18 protein-coding genes are annotated in these 18,323 nt (G+C 65.6%); 7 read left to right on the top strand and 11 right to left on the bottom strand.

The features are described from left to right. Positions 1-32: 32 nt before the first annotated feature. Positions 33-1,388 (top strand): esterase-like activity of phytase family protein, encoded by a 1,356-nt coding sequence (locus ACVJ5M_RS09985; protein WP_283017552.1) that lies wholly within the window; start codon positions 33-35, stop codon positions 1,386-1,388. Between the two features lie 251 nt (positions 1,389-1,639). Here the strand turns inward: ACVJ5M_RS09985 and ACVJ5M_RS09980 are convergent, their stop codons facing one another. The 6 genes from ACVJ5M_RS09980 to ACVJ5M_RS09955 form a co-directional block, all read right to left on the bottom strand. Continuing rightward, entirely contained in the window at positions 1,640-2,467 is an 828-nt protein-coding gene (locus ACVJ5M_RS09980; protein ID WP_063981158.1) for a TonB family protein, read from the bottom strand. Beyond that, complete coding sequence (gene exbD, locus ACVJ5M_RS09975) at positions 2,467-2,913, bottom strand: TonB system transport protein ExbD (protein WP_063981157.1); 447 nt, start codon at positions 2,911-2,913, stop codon at positions 2,467-2,469. The genes ACVJ5M_RS09980 and exbD overlap by 1 nt, the downstream gene beginning before the upstream one ends. A 3-nt stretch (positions 2,914-2,916) precedes the next feature. Beyond that, positions 2,917-3,693, bottom strand: a complete 777-nt coding sequence (exbB, locus tag ACVJ5M_RS09970; RefSeq protein ID WP_063981156.1) for a tonB-system energizer ExbB — start codon at positions 3,691-3,693, stop codon at positions 2,917-2,919. 27 nt (positions 3,694-3,720) lie between these two features. Further along, positions 3,721-4,236 (bottom strand): heme utilization cystosolic carrier protein HutX, encoded by a 516-nt coding sequence (gene hutX, locus ACVJ5M_RS09965; protein ID WP_063981155.1) that lies wholly within the window; start codon positions 4,234-4,236, stop codon positions 3,721-3,723. A 30-nt stretch (positions 4,237-4,266) separates the two neighbouring features. After that, complete coding sequence (locus ACVJ5M_RS09960; RefSeq protein ID WP_063981154.1) at positions 4,267-4,602, bottom strand: antibiotic biosynthesis monooxygenase family protein; 336 nt, start codon at positions 4,600-4,602, stop codon at positions 4,267-4,269. A 135-nt stretch (positions 4,603-4,737) separates the two neighbouring features. Continuing rightward, entirely contained in the window at positions 4,738-7,134 is a 2,397-nt protein-coding gene (locus ACVJ5M_RS09955; RefSeq protein WP_354098299.1) for a TonB-dependent hemoglobin/transferrin/lactoferrin family receptor, read from the bottom strand. Positions 7,135-7,383: 249 nt separating this feature from the next. Here ACVJ5M_RS09955 and ACVJ5M_RS09950 point away from each other — a divergent pair, with 249 nt between their 5' ends. Genes ACVJ5M_RS09950 through ACVJ5M_RS09935 form a run of 4 tightly spaced genes read left to right on the top strand, consistent with a single transcriptional unit; the run spans position 7,384 to position 10,450 of the window. Beyond that, positions 7,384-7,590 carry a hemin uptake protein HemP gene (locus ACVJ5M_RS09950; protein WP_063981151.1) on the top strand — a complete coding sequence of 69 codons (207 nt, stop codon included), beginning with the start codon at positions 7,384-7,386 and terminating at the stop codon, positions 7,588-7,590. A gap of 6 nt (positions 7,591-7,596) precedes the next feature. Continuing rightward, positions 7,597-8,547 carry a heme/hemin ABC transporter substrate-binding protein gene (locus ACVJ5M_RS09945; RefSeq protein ID WP_063981150.1) on the top strand — a complete coding sequence of 317 codons (951 nt, stop codon included), beginning with the start codon at positions 7,597-7,599 and terminating at the stop codon, positions 8,545-8,547. After that, positions 8,544-9,638 (top strand): FecCD family ABC transporter permease, encoded by a 1,095-nt coding sequence (locus ACVJ5M_RS09940; protein WP_063981149.1) that lies wholly within the window; start codon positions 8,544-8,546, stop codon positions 9,636-9,638. Before ACVJ5M_RS09945 ends, ACVJ5M_RS09940 begins: the two co-directional genes overlap by 4 nt. Then, positions 9,635-10,450, top strand: coding sequence for a heme ABC transporter ATP-binding protein (locus ACVJ5M_RS09935; RefSeq protein ID WP_063981148.1), 816 nt, complete (start codon positions 9,635-9,637; stop codon positions 10,448-10,450). Before ACVJ5M_RS09940 ends, ACVJ5M_RS09935 begins: the two co-directional genes overlap by 4 nt. A 74-nt stretch (positions 10,451-10,524) precedes the next feature. Here ACVJ5M_RS09935 and ACVJ5M_RS09930 read toward each other — a convergent pair whose 3' ends face one another. Both ACVJ5M_RS09930 and ACVJ5M_RS09925 read right to left on the bottom strand, forming a co-directional pair. Continuing rightward, complete coding sequence (locus ACVJ5M_RS09930) at positions 10,525-12,201, bottom strand: mucoidy inhibitor MuiA family protein (RefSeq protein ID WP_354099858.1); 1,677 nt, start codon at positions 12,199-12,201, stop codon at positions 10,525-10,527. A gap of 185 nt (positions 12,202-12,386) precedes the next feature. Then, positions 12,387-13,007 (bottom strand): response regulator transcription factor, encoded by a 621-nt coding sequence (locus ACVJ5M_RS09925; protein ID WP_063986095.1) that lies wholly within the window; start codon positions 13,005-13,007, stop codon positions 12,387-12,389. A 202-nt stretch (positions 13,008-13,209) separates the two neighbouring features. Between ACVJ5M_RS09925 and ACVJ5M_RS09920 the strand changes: the two genes are divergently transcribed. Next, the gene (locus ACVJ5M_RS09920; RefSeq protein ID WP_063981146.1) at positions 13,210-14,247 is read left to right on the top strand and encodes an AraC family transcriptional regulator; all 1,038 of its coding nucleotides are present in this window, start codon (positions 13,210-13,212) and stop codon (positions 14,245-14,247) included. Between the two features lie 2 nt (positions 14,248-14,249). Here the strand turns inward: ACVJ5M_RS09920 and ACVJ5M_RS09915 are convergent, their stop codons facing one another. Then, positions 14,250-15,461 (bottom strand): NnrS family protein, encoded by a 1,212-nt coding sequence (locus tag ACVJ5M_RS09915; RefSeq protein ID WP_063981145.1) that lies wholly within the window; start codon positions 15,459-15,461, stop codon positions 14,250-14,252. 140 nt (positions 15,462-15,601) lie between these two features. On the opposite strand from ACVJ5M_RS09915, the gene ACVJ5M_RS09910 reads away from it, so the two are divergent. Continuing rightward, positions 15,602-16,312 carry a Crp/Fnr family transcriptional regulator gene (locus ACVJ5M_RS09910; protein ID WP_039153608.1) on the top strand — a complete coding sequence of 237 codons (711 nt, stop codon included), beginning with the start codon at positions 15,602-15,604 and terminating at the stop codon, positions 16,310-16,312. 86 nt (positions 16,313-16,398) lie between these two features. On the opposite strand, the gene ACVJ5M_RS09905 is transcribed toward ACVJ5M_RS09910, so the two are convergent. Then, a complete protein-coding gene (locus tag ACVJ5M_RS09905) occupies positions 16,399-16,596 on the bottom strand; it encodes a DUF1858 domain-containing protein (protein WP_014492467.1) in 198 nt (65 codons plus the stop codon). 341 nt (positions 16,597-16,937) lie between these two features. Then, entirely contained in the window at positions 16,938-18,290 is a 1,353-nt protein-coding gene (gene hemN / locus ACVJ5M_RS09900) for an oxygen-independent coproporphyrinogen III oxidase (protein WP_063981144.1), read from the bottom strand. Positions 18,291-18,323: the final 33 nt, after the last annotated feature.

Here is an 18,323-nt window from a genome sequence, read left to right as displayed (position 1 = left end):
CATAAGGCGTCGTCCACTAACAGGAGACGCACATGCGCGCGACTTTTCTCAGCACCGTCGCAACGATCATTCTCACCGCGAGCACCGCGCTTGCACAGAACGAGGGCGAATTCCCGGCGAAGCTCGCCGGCCACGTGGTGATGCCGGCCGCGACCTTCATCGACGCGCCGGCCGACGCGCCTGCCGATCTCAAGACCTCGGGCAAATACACCACCGGCAAGCGCGTCGACGCGCTCGGCACCGTGATGGGCAAGTCCTATGAGCGTGCGACCGGCGTGTCGCTGCCGTTCAAGGGCCAGCCGCTGCAGGGCCATTCCGGCATCAAGCACATGCCCGACGGCAGCTACTGGGTCATCACCGACAACGGCATGGGCGCGCGCGCCAACTCGCCGGATTCGATGCTGTACCTGAACCGCTACAAGATGGATTGGGCGAGCGGCAAGATCGAGCGCCAGGAAACCATCTTCCTGCACGATCCCGACAAGAAGGTGCCGTTCCGCATCGTGCATGAGGATACGCAGAAGCGCTATCTCACCGGCTCCGATTTCGACACCGAGGGTTTCCAGATCATCGGCGACACCTTCTGGATCGGCGACGAGTTCGGCCCCTATATCCTGAAGGCCGACAAATCAGGCAAGATCCTCGGCGTGTTCGAGACGGTTACCGACGGCAAGCCGGTGCGCTCGCCGGACAACTGGGCCGTGGCGACACCCGGCGCACCCGGCGCGACCTACACCAACGTCAACCTCCGTCGCTCCAAGGGCTATGAGGGCTTTGCGTCCTCGAAGGACGGCAAGTTCCTCTACGGCCTACTCGAGGGCCCGATCTGGGACGCCGACAAGAAGGACTGGGAGAAGGTCGACGGCAAGGAAGCCTGCCGCATCCTCGAATTCGACGTCGCTGCCGAAAAATTCACCGGCCGCTACTGGCAGTATGTGTTCGAGCAGAACGGCAACGCCATCGGCGACTTCAACATGATCGACCCGACCGGCGGCCTGATCATCGAGCGCGACAACGGCGAAGGCACCGCCGACAAGGCCTGCCCGCAAGGCACCCGCGGCGAGAACTGCTTCCCCGACATCGCCAAGTTCAAGCGCGTCTACAAGATCGAGCTGACCGACGCCAATGTCGGCAAGCCCGTGCGCAAGATCGGCTATATCGACCTGATGAAGATCCAGGACCCCGACAAGAAGGCCCGCAAGCCGCTCAATGACGGCGTCTACACCTTCCCGTTCTTCACCATCGAGAACGTCGATCGCGTCGACGAGACCCACATCATCGTCGGCAACGACAACAATCTGCCGTTCTCGTCCAGCCGCGATCCCAACAAGGCCGACGACGACGAGTTCATGCTGCTCGAGGTCGCGGATTTCCTGAAGGCGAAGTAAGCCGACGCTCTCTCCTCTCCCTCTCCCCCGTTCTTACGGGGAGAGGGAAGGAACCGACAGTGGCGCCTCACCCTCCGTCATTGCGAGCGCAGCGAAGCAATCCAGAGTCTCTCCGCAGAGGCAGTCTGGATTGCTTCGCTGCGCTCGCAATGACGAGGATAGAACTCCATTCCCACACTCTCGATGAGTGCGCGGAGACCGCCCCTCACCCCACCCTCTCCCCGCACGCGGGGCGAGGTAGAAAGAGCGGGCTACCGCACGATAAAGTCCACCGGAACGGTAAAGCTCATCGAGCTGTTCTTGATCTCCGCCGGGATCGGCGGGAACGGCGAGGCCTGGTGGATCATCGACGTGGCCTTGGCATCGAACGCGGCAACGCCGGACGAAGCGATGCGGCTGGACGTGACCTGGCCGTTACGGCCGATCGTGAAACTCACCCGGACCAGCCCGCGCTGACCGTTGCCGCCGGACGGATAGGAGTGAAGGCGCATCAGGTGCGCACGGACGCGCTGATTGTAGGTCGCAACCAGCGATGCGACCGCGCCCGCGCTCATGGCGGACGCTGCAGGCGCCTCCCGCTCGGCGCGCGGCGGCGCGCTGTTGCGAGGCGCGGGCGTCGCGTTCGACGGCTTCTTTGCCTCCGGACGAACTACTTTCGGCTTTTCGGGCGCCGGCTTTTCCTGCGGCACGATTTTCGCGGGCTCCGGCTTGGCCGGTGTCGGCTCGAGCTTCTGCTCCGGCGGCGCCACCACGTCGGGCTTCTCCTGCGGCGGTGTCGGCGCGATGGTCTCCTCGACCGCCTGCCGCTGCATCGGCTCCGGCGGTGAGGCATCGGCCTCCTTCATCACCGGCCCCGGCACCACGTCATCCGGCGTCGCCTGAGGCGCCGACGTGATCGGCGCCATATCGATCATGACCGCAGGCAGGGTGACGCCCTGCTCCGGTTGCGACCGCACCCAATTCATCGCGATCACCGCAGCGATGACATGCAACGCCACGATCACCGCGGCCGAAACGCCCCAACGCGCCGTTTCGCGCTCGCCGAGCGGTTCATGCAGGGCAAAAGCGCTCGCCGACATCAGCTGCGTCCGTCGAGGCCGACCAGGGCGACCTTGAGATAGCCGCCATTGCGCAAGGTGTTCATCACCTCCATCAGGTCGCCATAAGAGACAGCCTTGTCGGCGCGGAGATAGATGCGCTCGTCCTTGCGGCCCTTGGTGGCGGCATCGAGCGCCGTGACGAGGCCTTCGCGTGCCATTGTCTCCTCGCCGACGGCGACGGTGAGATCCGGCTTCACCGTCACGAAGGTGGGCTTGTCCGGCCGCGGCGCCGGCTCGGCGGCGGTGGCCGGCAGCTCGACGCCGATGTCAACGGTGGCGAGCGGGGCCGCCACCATGAAGATGATCAGCAGCACCAGCATCACGTCGATGAACGGCGTGACGTTGATCTCATGGGTGACGTCGAGATCGCCGGGGTCGCCGCGCCTCAGCGGCGATCCCCCGCGTGCGCCGAGCTTCGCGGCCATGGCCTACTCCGCCGCCCGCGCCAGGCGGAACTCTCTGTGGTCGCGCTGGCGGCTGACCAGCAGCATGAGCTGCGCCGAAGCGTCGCCGAGCAACGCCCGGTAATTTGCGATGCCGCGGACAAGCTGATTGTAGATCACCACGGCCGGGATCGCGGCGACGAGTCCGAGCGCAGTCGCAAGCAGCGCCTCGGCGATGCCGGGCGCGACCACCGCAAGGCTCGTGGTGTGGCTCTCGGAGATGCCGATGAAGGAATTCATGATGCCCCAGACCGTGCCGAACAGGCCGACGAACGGCGCGGTGGCGCCGATGGTCGCGAGCACGCCGGTGCCGCGCGCGATCTGCCTGGACATCGCGGCCTCGACCCGTTCCAACCGCAGCGCGACGCGCTCCTGGAGGCCGTCATCGACAATGCCGCCGGAGAGCTCCGCCTCCTTGGCGCAGGACTGGATGAGCTGGGCGACCGCATCATGCGCGTCGCCGGTCCGCTCCGCCGCCTCGGCCAGCTTCATCCTGCCCTCGAGCGCACGCGTCCGCTGCACGGCGAGCGCGCTCTTGCGGCGCAGCTCGATGGTCTTAGCGAGCCACACCGTCCACGTCACCAGCGAGGCGATGGCGAGCCCGACCATCACCGTCTTCACGATGATGTCGGCACCGAGGAACATGCCCCAGGGCGACAGATTGCGCGGCAACAGCGCTTCGTCGATCGCGAAGGCCGGGGCCGGCGCAAGCACCAGCCCAATTGTTAGGATCACATGCCGAAGCCCAAAATTGCTCTGCATCCTGATCTCCCGACAGACAGAAGGAAATTATGCCACGCCTTGCGCCGCGACCCGGTCCGCCAGCTGCCGGAATCGCACGAGCTGGTCCGCCCGCAGCGCCCGGGTCTCGTCGCGGCCGACGAAGACCTTGAACATGATGCCGCCGTCGGCATTGACGAACGCAACGAAGGCCGAGGTCTTGCCCATGAAGGGGCGTTCGACGAAGGCCAAGGCCGCGCAGCGCTCGTGGCGGAGATGGCCGTGCAATCCCTTCGGCTGCATCAGGTTGAAATAGCCGCGGCCGACCTCGCCCGCCGGGACCGCGCCCGTGAACTCGAAGATCGCGTCATCCGTGTGCACGATGAGCGTGACCTCGCCCCACGCGGCGATGTCCTGCATGGCGGCGGCGAAATGCTCGCCGCCACCAACGCGCACCATGGACGACGGCAGCGCCTCGATCACCGCCCGCGGAGTGACCTTGCGCTCGCGCGCAACGTCCTCGATCACCGCACCGGGATTGTCAGCCATGTACGCCTTGAGATCGGCGAGATCGGTGCTCAGCATGTCCGGCTCCCTTTCCTGATCCGCCGCGATCTAGGCGGCCGCGTTCGTCTTGCGCTCGGTCATGATGACCTCGAACCCTTCGAACTTGGGATGGCCGAGATAGAGGCTTTCGCCGGTCTTGTTGTCGGCGCGCGCGTGGGCGCGGCGGAATTCGTCCGACCGCGTCCAGGCCTCGAACGCCGCCTTGTCGACCCAGACCGTGTGCGAAGAATACAGCGTGTGGTCCTCGAGCGCCGGCCCCTTCAGCAGGTGGAATTCAACGAAGCCGGCCATGCTGCCGAGATAGGATTCGCGGGTGCGCCAGACGGTCTCGAAAGCAGCCTCCGAGCCGAGCTTCACCTGGAAACGATTCATGGCGATGAACATCAGATTTTCTCCTGTCAGTCTTGTTGATCGGCGAATGCCGAGCGGATGTTTCAGAACGTGCCGAAGCCACGCTGGGACATCAGCGTGGCTCTGGCGGTGAATACGGCGTCCCGTTTGCTGTCGTCGGCGTACTCCTTAGATGCCGCCGAAGTGGTACTTCAGGCCTCCCTTGACCACGAGCCCGGGGCCGGCGCTCGCCCATTTCACGTCGTTTTGCGTATCGCCCGTACTGCCGACCGGAATGGCGTAGGGCCGGTAGTACTGGTTGAGAAGATTTTCGACCGAGAAGTTGAGCGTGAGATCGGGCCGCGGCTGATACTGGGCGTAGAGGTTGACGAGATCGTACGACGTCGCCGGCGTATAGGTCGGCGGGATGTCGGTGTTCGCAATCACCGACGTCCACATCACCGAGAGGATCAGGGTCCGGTCCAGCAACCGCACGCCGGCGGTCGTCGTGACCTTCTGCGGCGGAACGCTGTACAGGCCAAATCCCGTCTGGAGGTTTTTGCCGTTCTGGTAACTGCCGGAGAGGCCGAAGAACCAGGTGTTCGCGTCGTACATCGCCTCGGCCTCGAAACCCTGGATGCGGGCGGACGCGACGTTCTGATATTGCAGGAACGGAAGCACGGTGATGGAGGGCGCCGGCGGCGGGCCGGTGGGGACCACCAGCGGATTTCCATAGGCGACCTGATCGATGAAGTCGGAGATGTCGTTGCGGAACACGTTGATCTTGCCGCGCAGCGTATCGCCCGCCGTGAACAGATCGTTCTTCTTGATGTTGAAGCCGATCTCCTTGTTCTTGCCGACCTCGGGCCGCAGATTCGGATTCGGGACGAAGCAGAAGGTCGAATCCGCTCCCGGACCCGGCGTGCCCGACGGACAGCGGAAGAACGAGTCGTTGACCGTCGCGCCCGAATGCGGACCGCTGACCAGCGTTTCCGTGATCGACGGCGCGCGATAACCTTCGGCGTAGCTGACATAGGGCGTCACGACCGCCGTGGGAACGAGCCCGACGGTGATCTTCGGCGACAAACGGTCGCCGCCGGACGACGAGGATGCCGAGGAGAGCTGATAATTGTCGTAACGAAGCGCGCCGATCACCTCGAGCATGGAGGTGTAATTGGCCTTCCACTGCACGAAACCGCCGGAGACCGTACGCTGACCGCCGGGCGTCGTCACTTCCGACGTGCCGGTCCTGTCCTGCGTCGACACCTTGTCCTGGAACGCGTCCAGTCCGTAGGTCACCGCGTGACGCCAGCTGCCGGTATCGAAGCGCGTGGTGTTGTACACGTCGACGCCGACCGTATCGAGCAGATATCCACGGTTGCTGCCGATACAGCCGGACACGGCATTGCCGGGCACGCCGCTGCAGAAGACCGACGGCGTCGTGCTGGTATGCGCGGTCTTGACCTGGTCGTTCTCGGTGCGATTCCAGTAGACCTTCGCATCCCAGTCGAACCACTGGTCATCCGGCTGCGAATATTTCCAGCCGAGCGTCGTGGTGTAGTTCTTGACGTCGGACCTGTAGATCGACGTGCCGCTCAGGTTGTTGGCGCCGTTCGCATTGGTCGAGTTGGGATCGCCGGCACGGCGTGGCGGCTGACCCACGCTGTAGATGTCCTCCTGGAAGATGGTGCCGAGCTTGATCTCGTGCCCATCGGCCGGGCGCACCGTCAGCTTGGCGATGCCGCTGGTGAGCCGGTTGCCGGTGTTGGCGACCTCGAAGCCGGTGCCGTCTTTGTAGCTCTCCTGCGTCGAATAGGTGCCGCCCGCGAACACGTCCACATTTGGATTGACGTGAACACCGCCGAAGGCCGAACCGAGCGCTCGCCCGTAATTGCTGCCAAGAATGGTCTTGACGTCAACACCCCAACGTTCGCCGGCACGCACGACGTCCTCGATATCCTTGGTGCGGAACGACGCCACGCCGCCGATCGCACCGGAACCGTAGATGTTGGCGGTCGGACCACGAACGATGTCGATGCCGCTGATCAGTTCGGGGTTGAGGAAGAACGAGCCGTTGGCGAAATGGCCCGTGCGCTGATAATTCTGCCGCGCGCCGTCGACGACGACGGCGACGCGGCCGAAATCCTGCAAGCCGCGGATATTGATCGAGGTCGACGGCTCGTCGCCGCGGTTCTGAACCCATACGCCCGGCACATTATAGATGAGATCGCCGACCGTGCTGGCCTGGCGGCTTTCGATCTGCGCCGAAGTCACGACGCTGACCGGTGCGAGCGCGTCGACCGCGCGCTCGTCGGTCTTGGAGGCGGCAGCCGTGATGGTGTCGAGCGCCTGAACACCGACGATCGCCTGCGCGCGTGCATCCCACACGCTGGTGCTGGCCTGCTGCTGCTGAACAGCTTGCGGCTTGGCCGGGTTGCGCTTGGCCTGCTTGGGCTTCGCCGGCTTGGATGATTGCGCGGTTTGATCCGCGGTCTGCGCAAAGCTGCTCACCGGCGACACCGCCGCAATTGAAACCACCGACGCGCCCAAAATCAGCGCGCGCGAATACCTAGCCCCGTCAGCCATACACCCAACCCAATCATGATATGTCTTGTTTGGCTGGCGTGCGCTCGCGCGGCGAGCGACTGGCTGGCTATTCTCTGGTGCAGGCCCCCCGGCCCGCATTGTTCCATTTGGTTACGTGGCAACACCCTGACGGTCAATGTCATCGGGTTGCAGTTTATATCGATTGTAAATTGCCGCCGTTGGAATGCGCCTGATGCCGCTTATACAAACAAGACGCATCTGAAATTTCGAAAGCGCATCACACCTACCATGTCAGCAACGTCCGGAGACAATAGCGGCGATGCGGCAGGGCCGACACAAAGCCCTTCTGCAACAACGAGAAGTTTGACCATACGCGGGAGCCGGATCGACAGCCGCGAGCTGTTTGCGGCGGAGCGCGAGATCATCATCGCGCATGGCGAGGACGCCTATCGCCTTCGCCTGACCTCGCAGAACAAGCTGATCCTGACGAAGTAACCTGCAATGACATTTTGTCGCACCCTCGCAAACCTCCTGCTCACCGGCACCATCGCGCTCGCCTCGACCGCGCACGCCGCCGGTATCACGGTGCATGATGCGCGCAATCGCGATGTCGCCGTTGCCGACTTCGCCCGCACGGTCTCGATCGGCGGCGCCATTACCGAGATCCTCTATGCGCTCGGGCTGGAGAGCCGCCTGGTCGGCGTCGACACCACGAGCCTCTATCCGGCAGCGGCGCTGCACGACAAACCCAATGTCGGCTACATGCGCCAGATTTCGGCCGAGGGCGTGCTGGGCCTCAACCCGACCCTGATCCTGGCGATCCAGGGATCGGGCCCGCGCGAGACCATGGACCTCCTGGAGACGGCGAAGGTGCCGCTGGTGCTGGTGCCCGAGACCTTCTCGGAGGAAGGCCTGATCGAGAAGATCAAGCTGGTCGGCCATGCCATGGGCGTCGATGCGCGCGCCGAATGCCTGAGCACCGCAGTGGCTACGGATCTTGCGCAGCTGCGCGCACTGCGTGCCAAGGTCACGAAGCCGGTCCGCGTGATGTTCGTGATGTCGCTCCTGAACGGACGGGCGATGGTCGCCGGTCACAAGACCGCCGCCGACGAGATCATCCAGCTTGCAGGCGCCACCAACGCGGTCGAGGATTACGACGGCTACAAGAACATCGGCGACGAGGCGATCGTCGCGGCAAAACCCGACGTCGTGCTGTCGATCGAGCGCGGCAAGGATTCACTGCAGGCCGACGCGGTCTACGCCCATCCCGGCTTCGCCTTGACGCCGGTCGCGGCCAACAAGAGCTTCATCACGATGGACGGGCTCTATCTGCTCGGCTTCGGCCCGCGCACGGCCGCGGCGGCCCGTGATCTCTCCGTCAAGCTCTATCCGGCATTGGCCGAGGGCGGCGCCTTCACGTCGGCTCTGTCGGCGGCGAATTGCCGGCAATGAGCGTGGCGATCGGGACGGACTCGCGGAGCCCGCGACGTGCGGGCGCAGGACGGCGATTTACGTCGATTGCCATTCCCCTGCTCCTGGTGATCCTCGCGGCCACCGCCATCGTCGCGCTGACCGTGGGCGCGGCCGGCATTCCCCTCTCCCGGCTGCCTGCTGCGCTCGGTCTCGCAGGCAACACCACCGCCGACGCCGTGACGACGCGCGACCAGCTCGTGTTGTGGTCGATCCGCATTCCCCGGATCGCGGCGACCGCGATGGTCGGCGGCCTGCTCGCCGCGGCGGGCGCCATCATGCAAGGACTGTTTCGCAACCCGCTCGCCGATCCCGCGCTGGTCGGCGTCTCCAGCGGCGGTGCGCTGGCGGCCGCAAGCGCAATCGTCTTCACCGATTCGCGCTTCGGCGAGACGCTGCGCTTCCTTCAGACCGAGCTGTTGCCGCTCGCGGCCTTTGCGGGCTCGCTGGCCACGACCGCGATCCTTTACGGCATCTCCAGCCGCGCGGGGCGGACCTCGATCGCGATCTTCCTGCTCGCCGGCGTCGCCATCACTGCCATCACCAATGCCGGCATCGGGCTTCTGGTGTTCATCGCCGACGACCGCCAGCTTCGCGACATCACATTCTGGCTGCTGGGCTCGATGAGCGGCGCGACCTGGACCAAGGCCGCCGTGCTCGCGCCGATCCTCATCATCGGGCTCGGCGCCTGCGCGTATATTGCCCGCGGCCTCGATCTGCTGGTGCTCGGCGAGGCCGACGCGTTTCACGGCGGCGTCGACGTCGAGCGTCTCAAGCGGATCTCGATCGTCATGGTCTCCGCCATGACAGGGGTCGCGGTGTCGATCAGTGGCGTCATCGGCTTCGTCGGCATCGTCGTGCCGCATCTGCTCCGTCTCGTTATTGGACCTGCGCATCGCCTGCTGCTGCCGGCCTCGGTGCTGCTTGGCGCGATCCTGATGGTCGGCGCCGACACGCTGGCGCGCACGATCGTGGCGCCCGCGGAGATGCCGATCGGCATCTTGACGGCAGCGGTCGGCGCGCCTGTCTTCCTCGGCATCCTGCTGCGCCAGCGCGGGCTCGCCTCGCTATGAGCGCCGTGATCGAGGCGCGACGCTTAAGCAAGCGCGCCGGCCGCGCCACGCTGCTCGATGGTGTCGGCCTATCGGTTGAAGCCGGCGAGATGGTCGCGATCATCGGCCCGAACGGCGCCGGCAAGTCGACGCTGCTGCGGCTGCTCTCCGGCGATCTCCGCCCGAGCGAGGGCGAGGTGCACCTGAAGCAGCGCGACATAAGCAGTTATACGCCGCGCGAGCTTGCCGCGCGCCGCGCGATGCTGTCCCAGCACATCAACGTCACCTTCCCCTTCACGGTCGAGGAGATCGTGCTGATGGGCGCGGGCGACCGCAGCCTGCGCGATGCCGTGTCGCTCGTCGACGCCGCGCTGGACGAGGTTGGCCTCGCACATTTCCGCGAACGGCAATTGCCGACGCTATCGGGCGGCGAGCAGCAGCGCACCCATTTCGCCCGCGTGCTGGTGCAGCTCGCCTGCGGCGAGGCCGAGCATGGGCCGGGGCTCCTGCTGCTGGACGAGCCGACATCGAGCCTCGACCTGCGCCACCAGATCGACCTCGTCGAAGCCGCGCGCCGCCGCGCGGCAGGCGGCACCGCTGTCATCGCGATCCTGCACGACCTCAACCTCGCGATCCGCTTCGCCGACCGGCTCATCGTCCTGAACGGCGGCAAGCTCGCTGCCGACGGCCCGCGCGCGGAAATCGTCACGCGCGAGACCATTCGCGACATCTTCGAAATCGACGCCGTCGTTCATCAGGCCGACGACGGCGTGCCCTACGTGCTGCCGCAATCGATGCGGGCGGCGGCGCGAGCCGAACTGCCGCCGCGGTGAAGATGCACTCCCTCGCCCCGCTTGCGGAGAGAGGTAACGAAGACGGCGCCGCGCCTCGGTTCAGACCGGGCGCATTACCCCGCCGGCACGATCACTATGCCCTTGTCCTTGGGCCAGCGGACGCGCCAGGCGAACTTGATCTCCTTGATCTCGCCGGGTTTTGCGTCGAACGCCCATTCCAGCACGCCGCGCCTTTCGCGCAGATTGGTGGTCGTGGGCGGCGTGGTCGAGGACAGCATCTCGACGCCAATATCCTCGTTCTCGCTGACCGGAAGCTGATCCTCGATCGCGATGCGGATCGGGAAGTCGTGCCCGTTGCGAACGACGGTGCGGAACGAACGCGTGTCGGTCTTGGAGGACGCGATCACCCCGGCCGTGCCTTCGTTCTGCCTGATGACGGTGCGCTCGATCTTGATCTTGTCGTCGGCACCGAAGCCGAGCCGGATCGCGTCGTTCCGCGCGGCGGTCGAGAATTTGCTGCGACCGACGAACGTGCCGTCGCGGAAGATCGCGACCTTGCCGGGCAGCAGATTGGTATCCTCGGCAAGCTTGAATGACGCCTCGAGGTAAGCGGTGGGATCCGCGACCGGGGCGGCACGGATGGCGAGGTCGGGCGTCACCGTCATGGAGGAGATGAGCAGGCTCTTGGCGCCCTCATTGGCACCGAGGCTGACGCGGCCGCTGATCTGATACACGGCCTGAAAATCGCCGATCTCGGCGTTGGCCTGCTGCTCGTCCGCGCGCTCACGCAGCTCGGGCTCCGCAGCTTTCGCCATCGCCGGAGATTGCGCCTGCCGCGTCATCGGCTGCGCGGGCACCGCCATGTCCGACGCCGTGCCCATTGCCAGCGGCTTCGGCAGTTGCGGATACCTCACAACCAGCGAATTCAGCTCCGGTGCGCTACCGCCGCGGCTGACGCGAACGGTGGAAACACCGAGGTTGACGTTCGACCAGTCTTCGCCGGTCGACTGCGTCACCTCGGCGCGGCGAACCAGCTCGAGCTGCGGCTTGCGGTCCTTGGCACCGGTGTCGAGCCGGGCATCATACAGCGGCAGCCAGCGCGCATTGCGGACTGCATAAGTCACCCGCAACGTCGCCTTCGTCGCGGCGGCGGCGGCAACATCGATGCGAACCTCAAGCTTGCTCGGCGGCTTGGCCGAACGCTCCGCTTCAAGTTGCGCGAGCTGCCGATCGATCTCGCGCTGCTTTCGCGTGGCGTCGCGGATCGCGGTATCGGCGGTCGCGATCTCCTCGGCGACCGCGGTAAAGGCCGCGCGCCATTCGGTGATCGGCCGAGCCTCGCCCTTCTCGCCAAGGCCGGCGGGAGAAGCCTCCGCAAAGTGCTGCGCGAATTTGCGCCGGGCGTTGGCCGCGTCGATATCGCCTTGCACATCGGCGCGCTGATCCTTCAACGCCTCGATGCGCTTATCGAGCTCGGGCAGATTGGCGGGTTGTGCCGCGCGCGGCGGCCGCGCGTCGATGGTCCCGATGGTCAGTTTTGCGCCCGCCTCGCCCTCGACACGGAGGGAGGACGGATCGAGCGAGAGCGGAAAGTCCTTGGCGACCAGCGTGCTGTCGCCGGAGGCGAGGTCCAGCGCGATGACACGGGTGACGGTGGCGCCATCCGGATAGACGCTGACGGTGTCGATGGCCGATGTGGCGTCCACATCGGCGGCCCATGATGGCGACGCCGTCGCCATGGTCACCAGAACCAGGCTCGTCGTTGCCAGACATCTTGCGGTGATGCGCATAAAGTCCCTCCTGCCGTATCGCCGCGCCGCCAGCCGGACGCGTGCGATCAAATGCCTCGCCAACATGGTTGGACGCGGCAGGGAAGGAACTGGTTCGATTGGGGTTTCCGTGGGGCGCCGCCGCGGCCGCACCAAGGCCGCGGAACGTGTCGTCGTCCCGTGGCGAAGCCGTTAAACTTAGGTCCTTAAACCGGGGTGGGCGAACCCTGGCCGAAGATGCGGCGGAGCAGATCGGTCACGTTGCGGGCGCCGGCCTTCTTCAGGATGCCTGCGCGGTAGCCTTCGACCGTCCGCGCACTCAGATGTATGCGCCGGGCGATCTCCTTGTTGGTCAGGCCGGCAGCAAGGTGCTCGAGCACATCGACTTCGCGCCCGGTCAGGGGCTCGCAGCCGGGCAGCCAGCGTTGCCGGTTTGAACCCGGCTGCGCGAACTCGTCGATGGCAGCATCGATCCGGTCGACGATGTCGCGGGTGCGGAACGGCTTCTCGATGAAGTCGGCCGCGCCGCTCTTGATCGCGTCGACCGCCATGGCGATGCTGCCGTTCGCGGAGGTCACCAGAACCGGCGCCATGCAGTTCTCCTCGCGCAGGCGCTTGAGCACGTCGAGGGCGGAACGATCCGGCGGCATCTCCAGCAACACGCAGGCCGGCATCCGGGCCTTGGCTTCCGACAGCAGCGACGCGCCGTCGGCAAAGCAGATCACGTCATAGGCGCTCTGTTGAAGCGCCATTGAAAGTTGTTCGCGGGAGGCCGCGTCAGTTTCAATGACGAATACCTCACCCTTGGAAAGCATGTTTCCCGGCATCATCCCGATCCAGCAATGTCTTGGTCAAATGGCCCGAGACGGCAGCGGGGCTTCGTCGCGCCGCGTCGTCATACGCACGGCATTCACGCCCGTGCTTCGGTTTCCCTTATGTATGTTCCATCCTGTTCCCGGATTTGACGGATCGGGACAGAAACTTTACATTTCGGGACATCTGCGGGAATGGCTGACTGGAACGGGTCGCATGACCGACCTCATGCGCAGCGCAGGCTTGAGCTACTACCCGGATGTCGCCCGGTCGGTCGGGCTCGACCCGAAACAGATGATGCGCAAGGTCAGGCTGCCACTGGCCGTGCTCGACAAGCCCGATACCCCCATTGCCGTGACCAGCCTGCGCCGGCTGCTCGAATTGTCGGCAGAGGCATCGGGTGCCGAAGATTTCGGCTTGCGGCTCGCCGAGCGCGGCGGGCTGACCAATTTCGGCGCGGTCGGCCTGATCGTGCGTGAACAGGCGACCGTCAGTGAGGCCATCGAAGCGTTCTCGCGCTTCATCCACGTTCATCACGACGGCATGAAGCTTGAGGTCACGCGCGATAAGCAGACCGTGACGGTCACACTGCATTTGCGCGGCCGGCAGCCGACCGCGCCGCGCCAGTCGATCGACATGGCGCTCGGCAGCGTCCACCGCATCATCCAGTCGCTGTTCAGCAGCGACTGGCGGCCGCTCGAGGTGCATCTGCATTATCCGCCGCCACACGACCGCAAGCGCTACCGCGACTTCTTCGGTTGCCGCGTCACCTTCAATGCCGATGACGATGCGATCCTGTTGTCGGCGCATGACATGGAGCGGCGAATTCCGAGCGCGCATCCGCTGATCGCGAGCTATCTGCGCAAGCGGATCGAGGCGATCGAGACGCGGCCGGCAAGCTGGGAGGAGAAGGTCGACGAGGTGGTACGCATCCTGCTCGCAAGCGGCGACTGCACGGTCGAGCGCGTGGCCGAGCATCTCGCCTGCACCCGCCGCACCATCCATCGGCACCTCGCCGCATCGGGCACCAGCTTCTCGGCGATCCTCGACGCGCAGCGCGCCGATCTCGTGACCCAGCTGATCGACGACCCCGGCCGGCCGCTGGCCGATATCGCCACCCAGCTCGGCTTCTCCGCGCAGAGCGCGATGGCGCGCTGGTTCCGTGGCCGCTTCGGCTGCAACATCACCGCATGGCGCAAGGGCGTGCGGCCGCTGGCCAAGCGCGCCGGCGTTCCCTCGGCGTCCGCGGCCTAGGCTCAGCGTGCCGGAGCGGGCACGCCCATGATGGCAAGGGCGCGCCGGGGGCTGCCGGCGAGCAGCGGGCCGAACGCAATCGCAAAGCCGAGGAACGCGACGATCCAGCCGCAGGCGGCGATGTGCAGCAGGACATCGCCATGCGCAGGCAGCACCACCGCAGCGACCCGCGCCAGCGCCGCGACGATGATCGCAGCGTAAATCCCCTGCGTCGCGGGCGAGGCCGTCAACGCCTGTCCGGTATGCCCGAGGCTCGCGCGGGTCATCACCGCGAGCGTCATGGTTCCGGCCGCACCAGCCATCCAGGCGTGAATGCCCGCGCTCGGCGGCAGCGCGCCGAAGACAGCCAGGGCATGCAGCAGGAAGCCCAGCGGCACGAAGACATAACCGACATGCAGGATCAGCAGCAGCCGCTCGCGCGTGGTGCGATCGCCGGCCCAGCGTGCAAGCCGGACCAGGTGCAGCACGCCGACCAGCGCCATCACCGCGCCGGTGACCGTGTTCAGCGGCGCCACGATCCATGCGATCAGCGCGAACGCGCTCAATCCGATCATCGCGCCGTCGAAGCGCCCGAACGGCACCGGCAGGCGGCCGGGATTGAACTTGACCAGCCAGTTGCGGGTGAAGCTCGGGATGATGCGGCCGCCGATCAGCGAGATCAGCAGCACGACCACGCCGATGCCGACGCGGATGCTGACATCGGCCGCGCCCTCGAAGTGCGCTTCGAGATGGAAGGCGACGTTACCGGCGAGCAGCACCAGCACGAGCACCACCACCGGCAGATTGCGCCAATTGCCGCCCGCGATGATTTCGCGCGTGGCCGCAGCGACGACCAATGCCAGGAAGGCGGCATCGACGACGAGCGCGAACGCCCAACCGATATCGGCGGACAGGGTCACTGCAAAACGTCCGGCCAGCCACACGGTCAGCAGCGCGCCCAGCGACGTCCCCTGGATCGGCAGCCGCCCGGTCCAGTTCGGGATCGCCGTGAACAGGAATCCCGTGATCACCGCCGGCAGGAAGCCGTAGAGCATTTCGTGGACGTGCCAGTCGCGCGGCGCGAACGCAGAGCTCACCGACAATTCGCCGTAGAACATCGGCAGCCAGGCCAGGATAGAAAGCCCCGCCTGGATCGCGGCGAGCAGGAAAAACGGCCGAAAGCTGTTCGCAAACAGCGGCCAGCCCTCAAAGTTACGGGATCGGGCGCCAGCCATGGGGGCAACTCCTGTGAATTCGGACGGTCACCTGGATCGTCATTTGGAAAAATACTGCCGTCCGGCCGGCCCGTTTTGCGCTATCGCAAACTGCCTGACGAATACAGGTGCCATCACACTCCGAGCGCCAAGGAGGCAGAATGGCCAAGGTCGACACATCGCTGGTTGCGCATTTGCCGCTGTTTTCAGGCGTCAAGCCGGAGGACCTCGAGGAAATCCTGCGCGAGGCCCGCTCGGCGCGGTACCCCAGGAACACCGCCATTTTCGAACAGGGCGCCGACGCGCAATCCTTCTTCCTGCTGCTGCACGGCCACGTCCGCGCGGCCAAGACCACCCCGACCGGCGAGCAGATCGTGGTGCGCTATGTCGCCCCCGGCGAGACCTTCGGGCTCGCGATGGCGATTGGAGCCGCGCACTATCCGGCGACCGCGATGGCGGTCGACGACAGCGTGGTGCTGATCTGGCCGAATTCGGCCTGGCCGCGGCTGATCGAGCGGTTTCCGGCAATCGCCGCCAACACGCTGCAAACCGTCGGCGCACGACTGCAGGAGAGCCATACCCGCATCCTGGAAATGTCGACCCAGCAGGTCGAGCAGCGCGTCGCGCATGCGCTGCTGCGGCTCGCAAAACAGTCCGGCAAGAAGCTCGACCACGGCATCGAGATCGACTTCCCGATTAGCCGCCAGGACATCGCGCAGATGACCGGCACCACGCTGCATACCGTCAGCCGCATCCTCAGCGGCTGGGAGAGCCAGGGCCTCGTCGAGAGCGGCCGCCAGCGCATCATCCTGCGCGATCCGCACAAGATCGTCGTGCTGGCGGAGCGTACGGCGGACGGCAATTCTGCGTAAGATAGGGGTGAGGGCGCTTCCGCTTACGGCGCAAGCCTGCCCTCACCCGGGAGTCCGCGCGCGACCCGCGCGAACTCCGACTCGCCTCACGCCGGTACGCATTCGCACAGCGCAGCGAGGAATTTGTCGCGATCGATGCCATGCTCGCGGCAGGCGTCTTCCACGGTATGGAAGGTCGCGATCGGACAGCCGACGCAGGCCATCCTGAAGGCGAGGAACACGCGGATCGTGTGCGGTGCCGCTCGCATGATGTCATCGACCAGATCGTCGGATCGGAAGGGCATGGACAACTCCGTTCCGAAGTGACGATAGCCGGGTGGGTCCGAGCTTCTTTGTTGAAGCGCAAGCTGGTGGTTGCTTCTCCCTCTCCCCGCAAGCGGCAGGGCTATCGCATATGAGAAAAAACGTGGCGGGAAGCTCGCCCGCAGCCATCCTTCGAGACGCCCGCCTCCGGCGGGCCCTCAGGATGAGGACGGAGTACGTGGTCACTATTTCGACAGGCAAAGCCGCCGCTCAGCCTCATCCTGAGGAGACCGCGGAGCGGTCGTCTCGAAGGACGAGGCGCTCGCTCAGACCCCGCCAAGCTCATATGCAAAAGTCCCTGCCGTAGGCGGCGCGAGGTGAACTACACCGCCCTGCTGTGCAACTGCTTGCCCGGATCCAGATGCGCATCGAACGCCGCTGCAACACTGCGCACCAGGAAGCGCGAGTCGCTTGCGACCGCGAGACGGTCGCCGTCGAGCCTGACGATGCCGTCCGAGATCAGCGGCTTTAGGCGCGCGGCCGATTGCAGCATCGCTTCGGGCTCCGCACCATGTCGCGCACAGATGTCGCCGAGATCGGCGCTGAACTCGCACATGATGCGCTCGATGATGTCGGCGCGGAGCCGGTCGTCGTCGGTGAGCCCGTAGCCCTTCGCGGTGGCGAGGCGGCCGGCGGCCACGCTCTGCGCGTAGGCGCCGATCTGCACCTGGTTCTGCACATAGCCCTGCGGCAGATGCCCGATCGCGCTCGCGCCGAAACCGAGCAGGACTTCGCCCTTGTCGGTGGTGTAGCCCTGGAAATTGCGCCGCAGCGTCCGTTCCTCGAAGGCCACGGCCATGGCGTCGTCGGGTCGCGCGAAATGATCGAGCCCGATCTGCACGTAGCCGGCCTCCTTCAACGCATTGGCGATCGCGCAGGCCTGGTCATGACGTGCGAGGCCGTCGGGCAGTACGGCCTCGTTGATCATGCGCTGGTGCTTCTTGAAATCAGGCACATGCGCATAGCCGAACACCGAGAAACGATCGGGCCCGAGCTCGAGGCTGCGCCGAACGGTGTCCAGGCAGGACGCCACGGTCTGGTGCGGCAGCCCATAGATGAGGTCGAAGTTGATCCCGTTGATGCCGGCGCGATGCAGCCTATCGACGACGGAAGCCGTCTGCTCATAGCTCTGCACGCGATTGATCGCGCGCTGCACGACCGGATCGAAGCTCTGCACGCCCAGGCTGGCGCGGTTGACGCCGGAGAGCCGCATGGCCTCCACCATCTCTGATGTCAGCGTGCGCGGGTCGATCTCGACCGCGATCTCGGCCGAGGGCAGCACGAAGAACGAATGGCGCATCGCCGCCATCAACTCGGCAAAAGCCTCCGGCGCCATGATGGTCGGCGTGCCGCCACCGAAATGGATGTGCTCGACCTTGATGCGGCGACCGATGGTCTCAGACACCTGCGCGATCTCGCTGCGCAGCGTCCGCTGATAGGCTGCAATGAGCCCGTCGCGGCGAACGATCTGGGTATGGCAGCCGCAATACCAGCACATCTCGCGGCAGAACGGCACGTGCAGATAGAGTGACGCGCTGGCGCCTGCCGGGAGCCCGGCGAGCCATTCGGCATAAGCATCCGGGCCGACCGCCGGCGAGAAATGCGGTGCGGTCGGATAGCTCGTGTAGCGCGGCAATCTCTCTTCGCCGTAGCTCGCTGCGAGATCTGTCCTCATGTCTTACCCATTCGTAAATCGATGCCGCGCGGT

This window comes from Bradyrhizobium sp. S3.7.6, assembly GCF_054061875.1.
This window is presented reverse-complemented; position numbering and strand designations above follow the sequence as displayed.

Bases quoted from the DNA above. Each gene is read 5' to 3' on its own strand.
- ACVJ5M_RS09985 (WP_283017552.1), top strand. From the start codon at position 33: ATGCGCGCGACTTTTCTCAGCACCGTCGCAACGATCATTCTCACCGCG.
- ACVJ5M_RS09980 (WP_063981158.1), bottom strand. From the start codon at position 2,467: ATGTCGGCGAGCGCTTTTGCCCTGCATGAACCGCTCGGCGAGCGCGAA.
- exbD (WP_063981157.1), bottom strand. From the start codon at position 2,913: ATGGCCGCGAAGCTCGGCGCACGCGGGGGATCGCCGCTGAGGCGCGGC.
- exbB (WP_063981156.1), bottom strand. From the start codon at position 3,693: ATGCAGAGCAATTTTGGGCTTCGGCATGTGATCCTAACAATTGGGCTG.
- hutX (WP_063981155.1), bottom strand. From the start codon at position 4,236: ATGCTGAGCACCGATCTCGCCGATCTCAAGGCGTACATGGCTGACAAT.
- ACVJ5M_RS09960 (WP_063981154.1), bottom strand. From the start codon at position 4,602: ATGTTCATCGCCATGAATCGTTTCCAGGTGAAGCTCGGCTCGGAGGCT.
- ACVJ5M_RS09955 (WP_354098299.1), bottom strand. From the start codon at position 7,134: ATGGCTGACGGGGCTAGGTATTCGCGCGCGCTGATTTTGGGCGCGTCG.
- ACVJ5M_RS09950 (WP_063981151.1), top strand. From the start codon at position 7,384: ATGTCAGCAACGTCCGGAGACAATAGCGGCGATGCGGCAGGGCCGACA.
- ACVJ5M_RS09945 (WP_063981150.1), top strand. From the start codon at position 7,597: ATGACATTTTGTCGCACCCTCGCAAACCTCCTGCTCACCGGCACCATC.
- ACVJ5M_RS09940 (WP_063981149.1), top strand. From the start codon at position 8,544: ATGAGCGTGGCGATCGGGACGGACTCGCGGAGCCCGCGACGTGCGGGC.
- ACVJ5M_RS09935 (WP_063981148.1), top strand. From the start codon at position 9,635: ATGAGCGCCGTGATCGAGGCGCGACGCTTAAGCAAGCGCGCCGGCCGC.
- ACVJ5M_RS09930 (WP_354099858.1), bottom strand. From the start codon at position 12,201: ATGCGCATCACCGCAAGATGTCTGGCAACGACGAGCCTGGTTCTGGTG.
- ACVJ5M_RS09925 (WP_063986095.1), bottom strand. From the start codon at position 13,007: ATGCCGGGAAACATGCTTTCCAAGGGTGAGGTATTCGTCATTGAAACT.
- ACVJ5M_RS09920 (WP_063981146.1), top strand. From the start codon at position 13,210: ATGACCGACCTCATGCGCAGCGCAGGCTTGAGCTACTACCCGGATGTC.
- ACVJ5M_RS09915 (WP_063981145.1), bottom strand. From the start codon at position 15,461: ATGGCTGGCGCCCGATCCCGTAACTTTGAGGGCTGGCCGCTGTTTGCG.
- ACVJ5M_RS09910 (WP_039153608.1), top strand. From the start codon at position 15,602: ATGGCCAAGGTCGACACATCGCTGGTTGCGCATTTGCCGCTGTTTTCA.
- ACVJ5M_RS09905 (WP_014492467.1), bottom strand. From the start codon at position 16,596: ATGCCCTTCCGATCCGACGATCTGGTCGATGACATCATGCGAGCGGCA.
- hemN (WP_063981144.1), bottom strand. From the start codon at position 18,290: ATGAGGACAGATCTCGCAGCGAGCTACGGCGAAGAGAGATTGCCGCGC.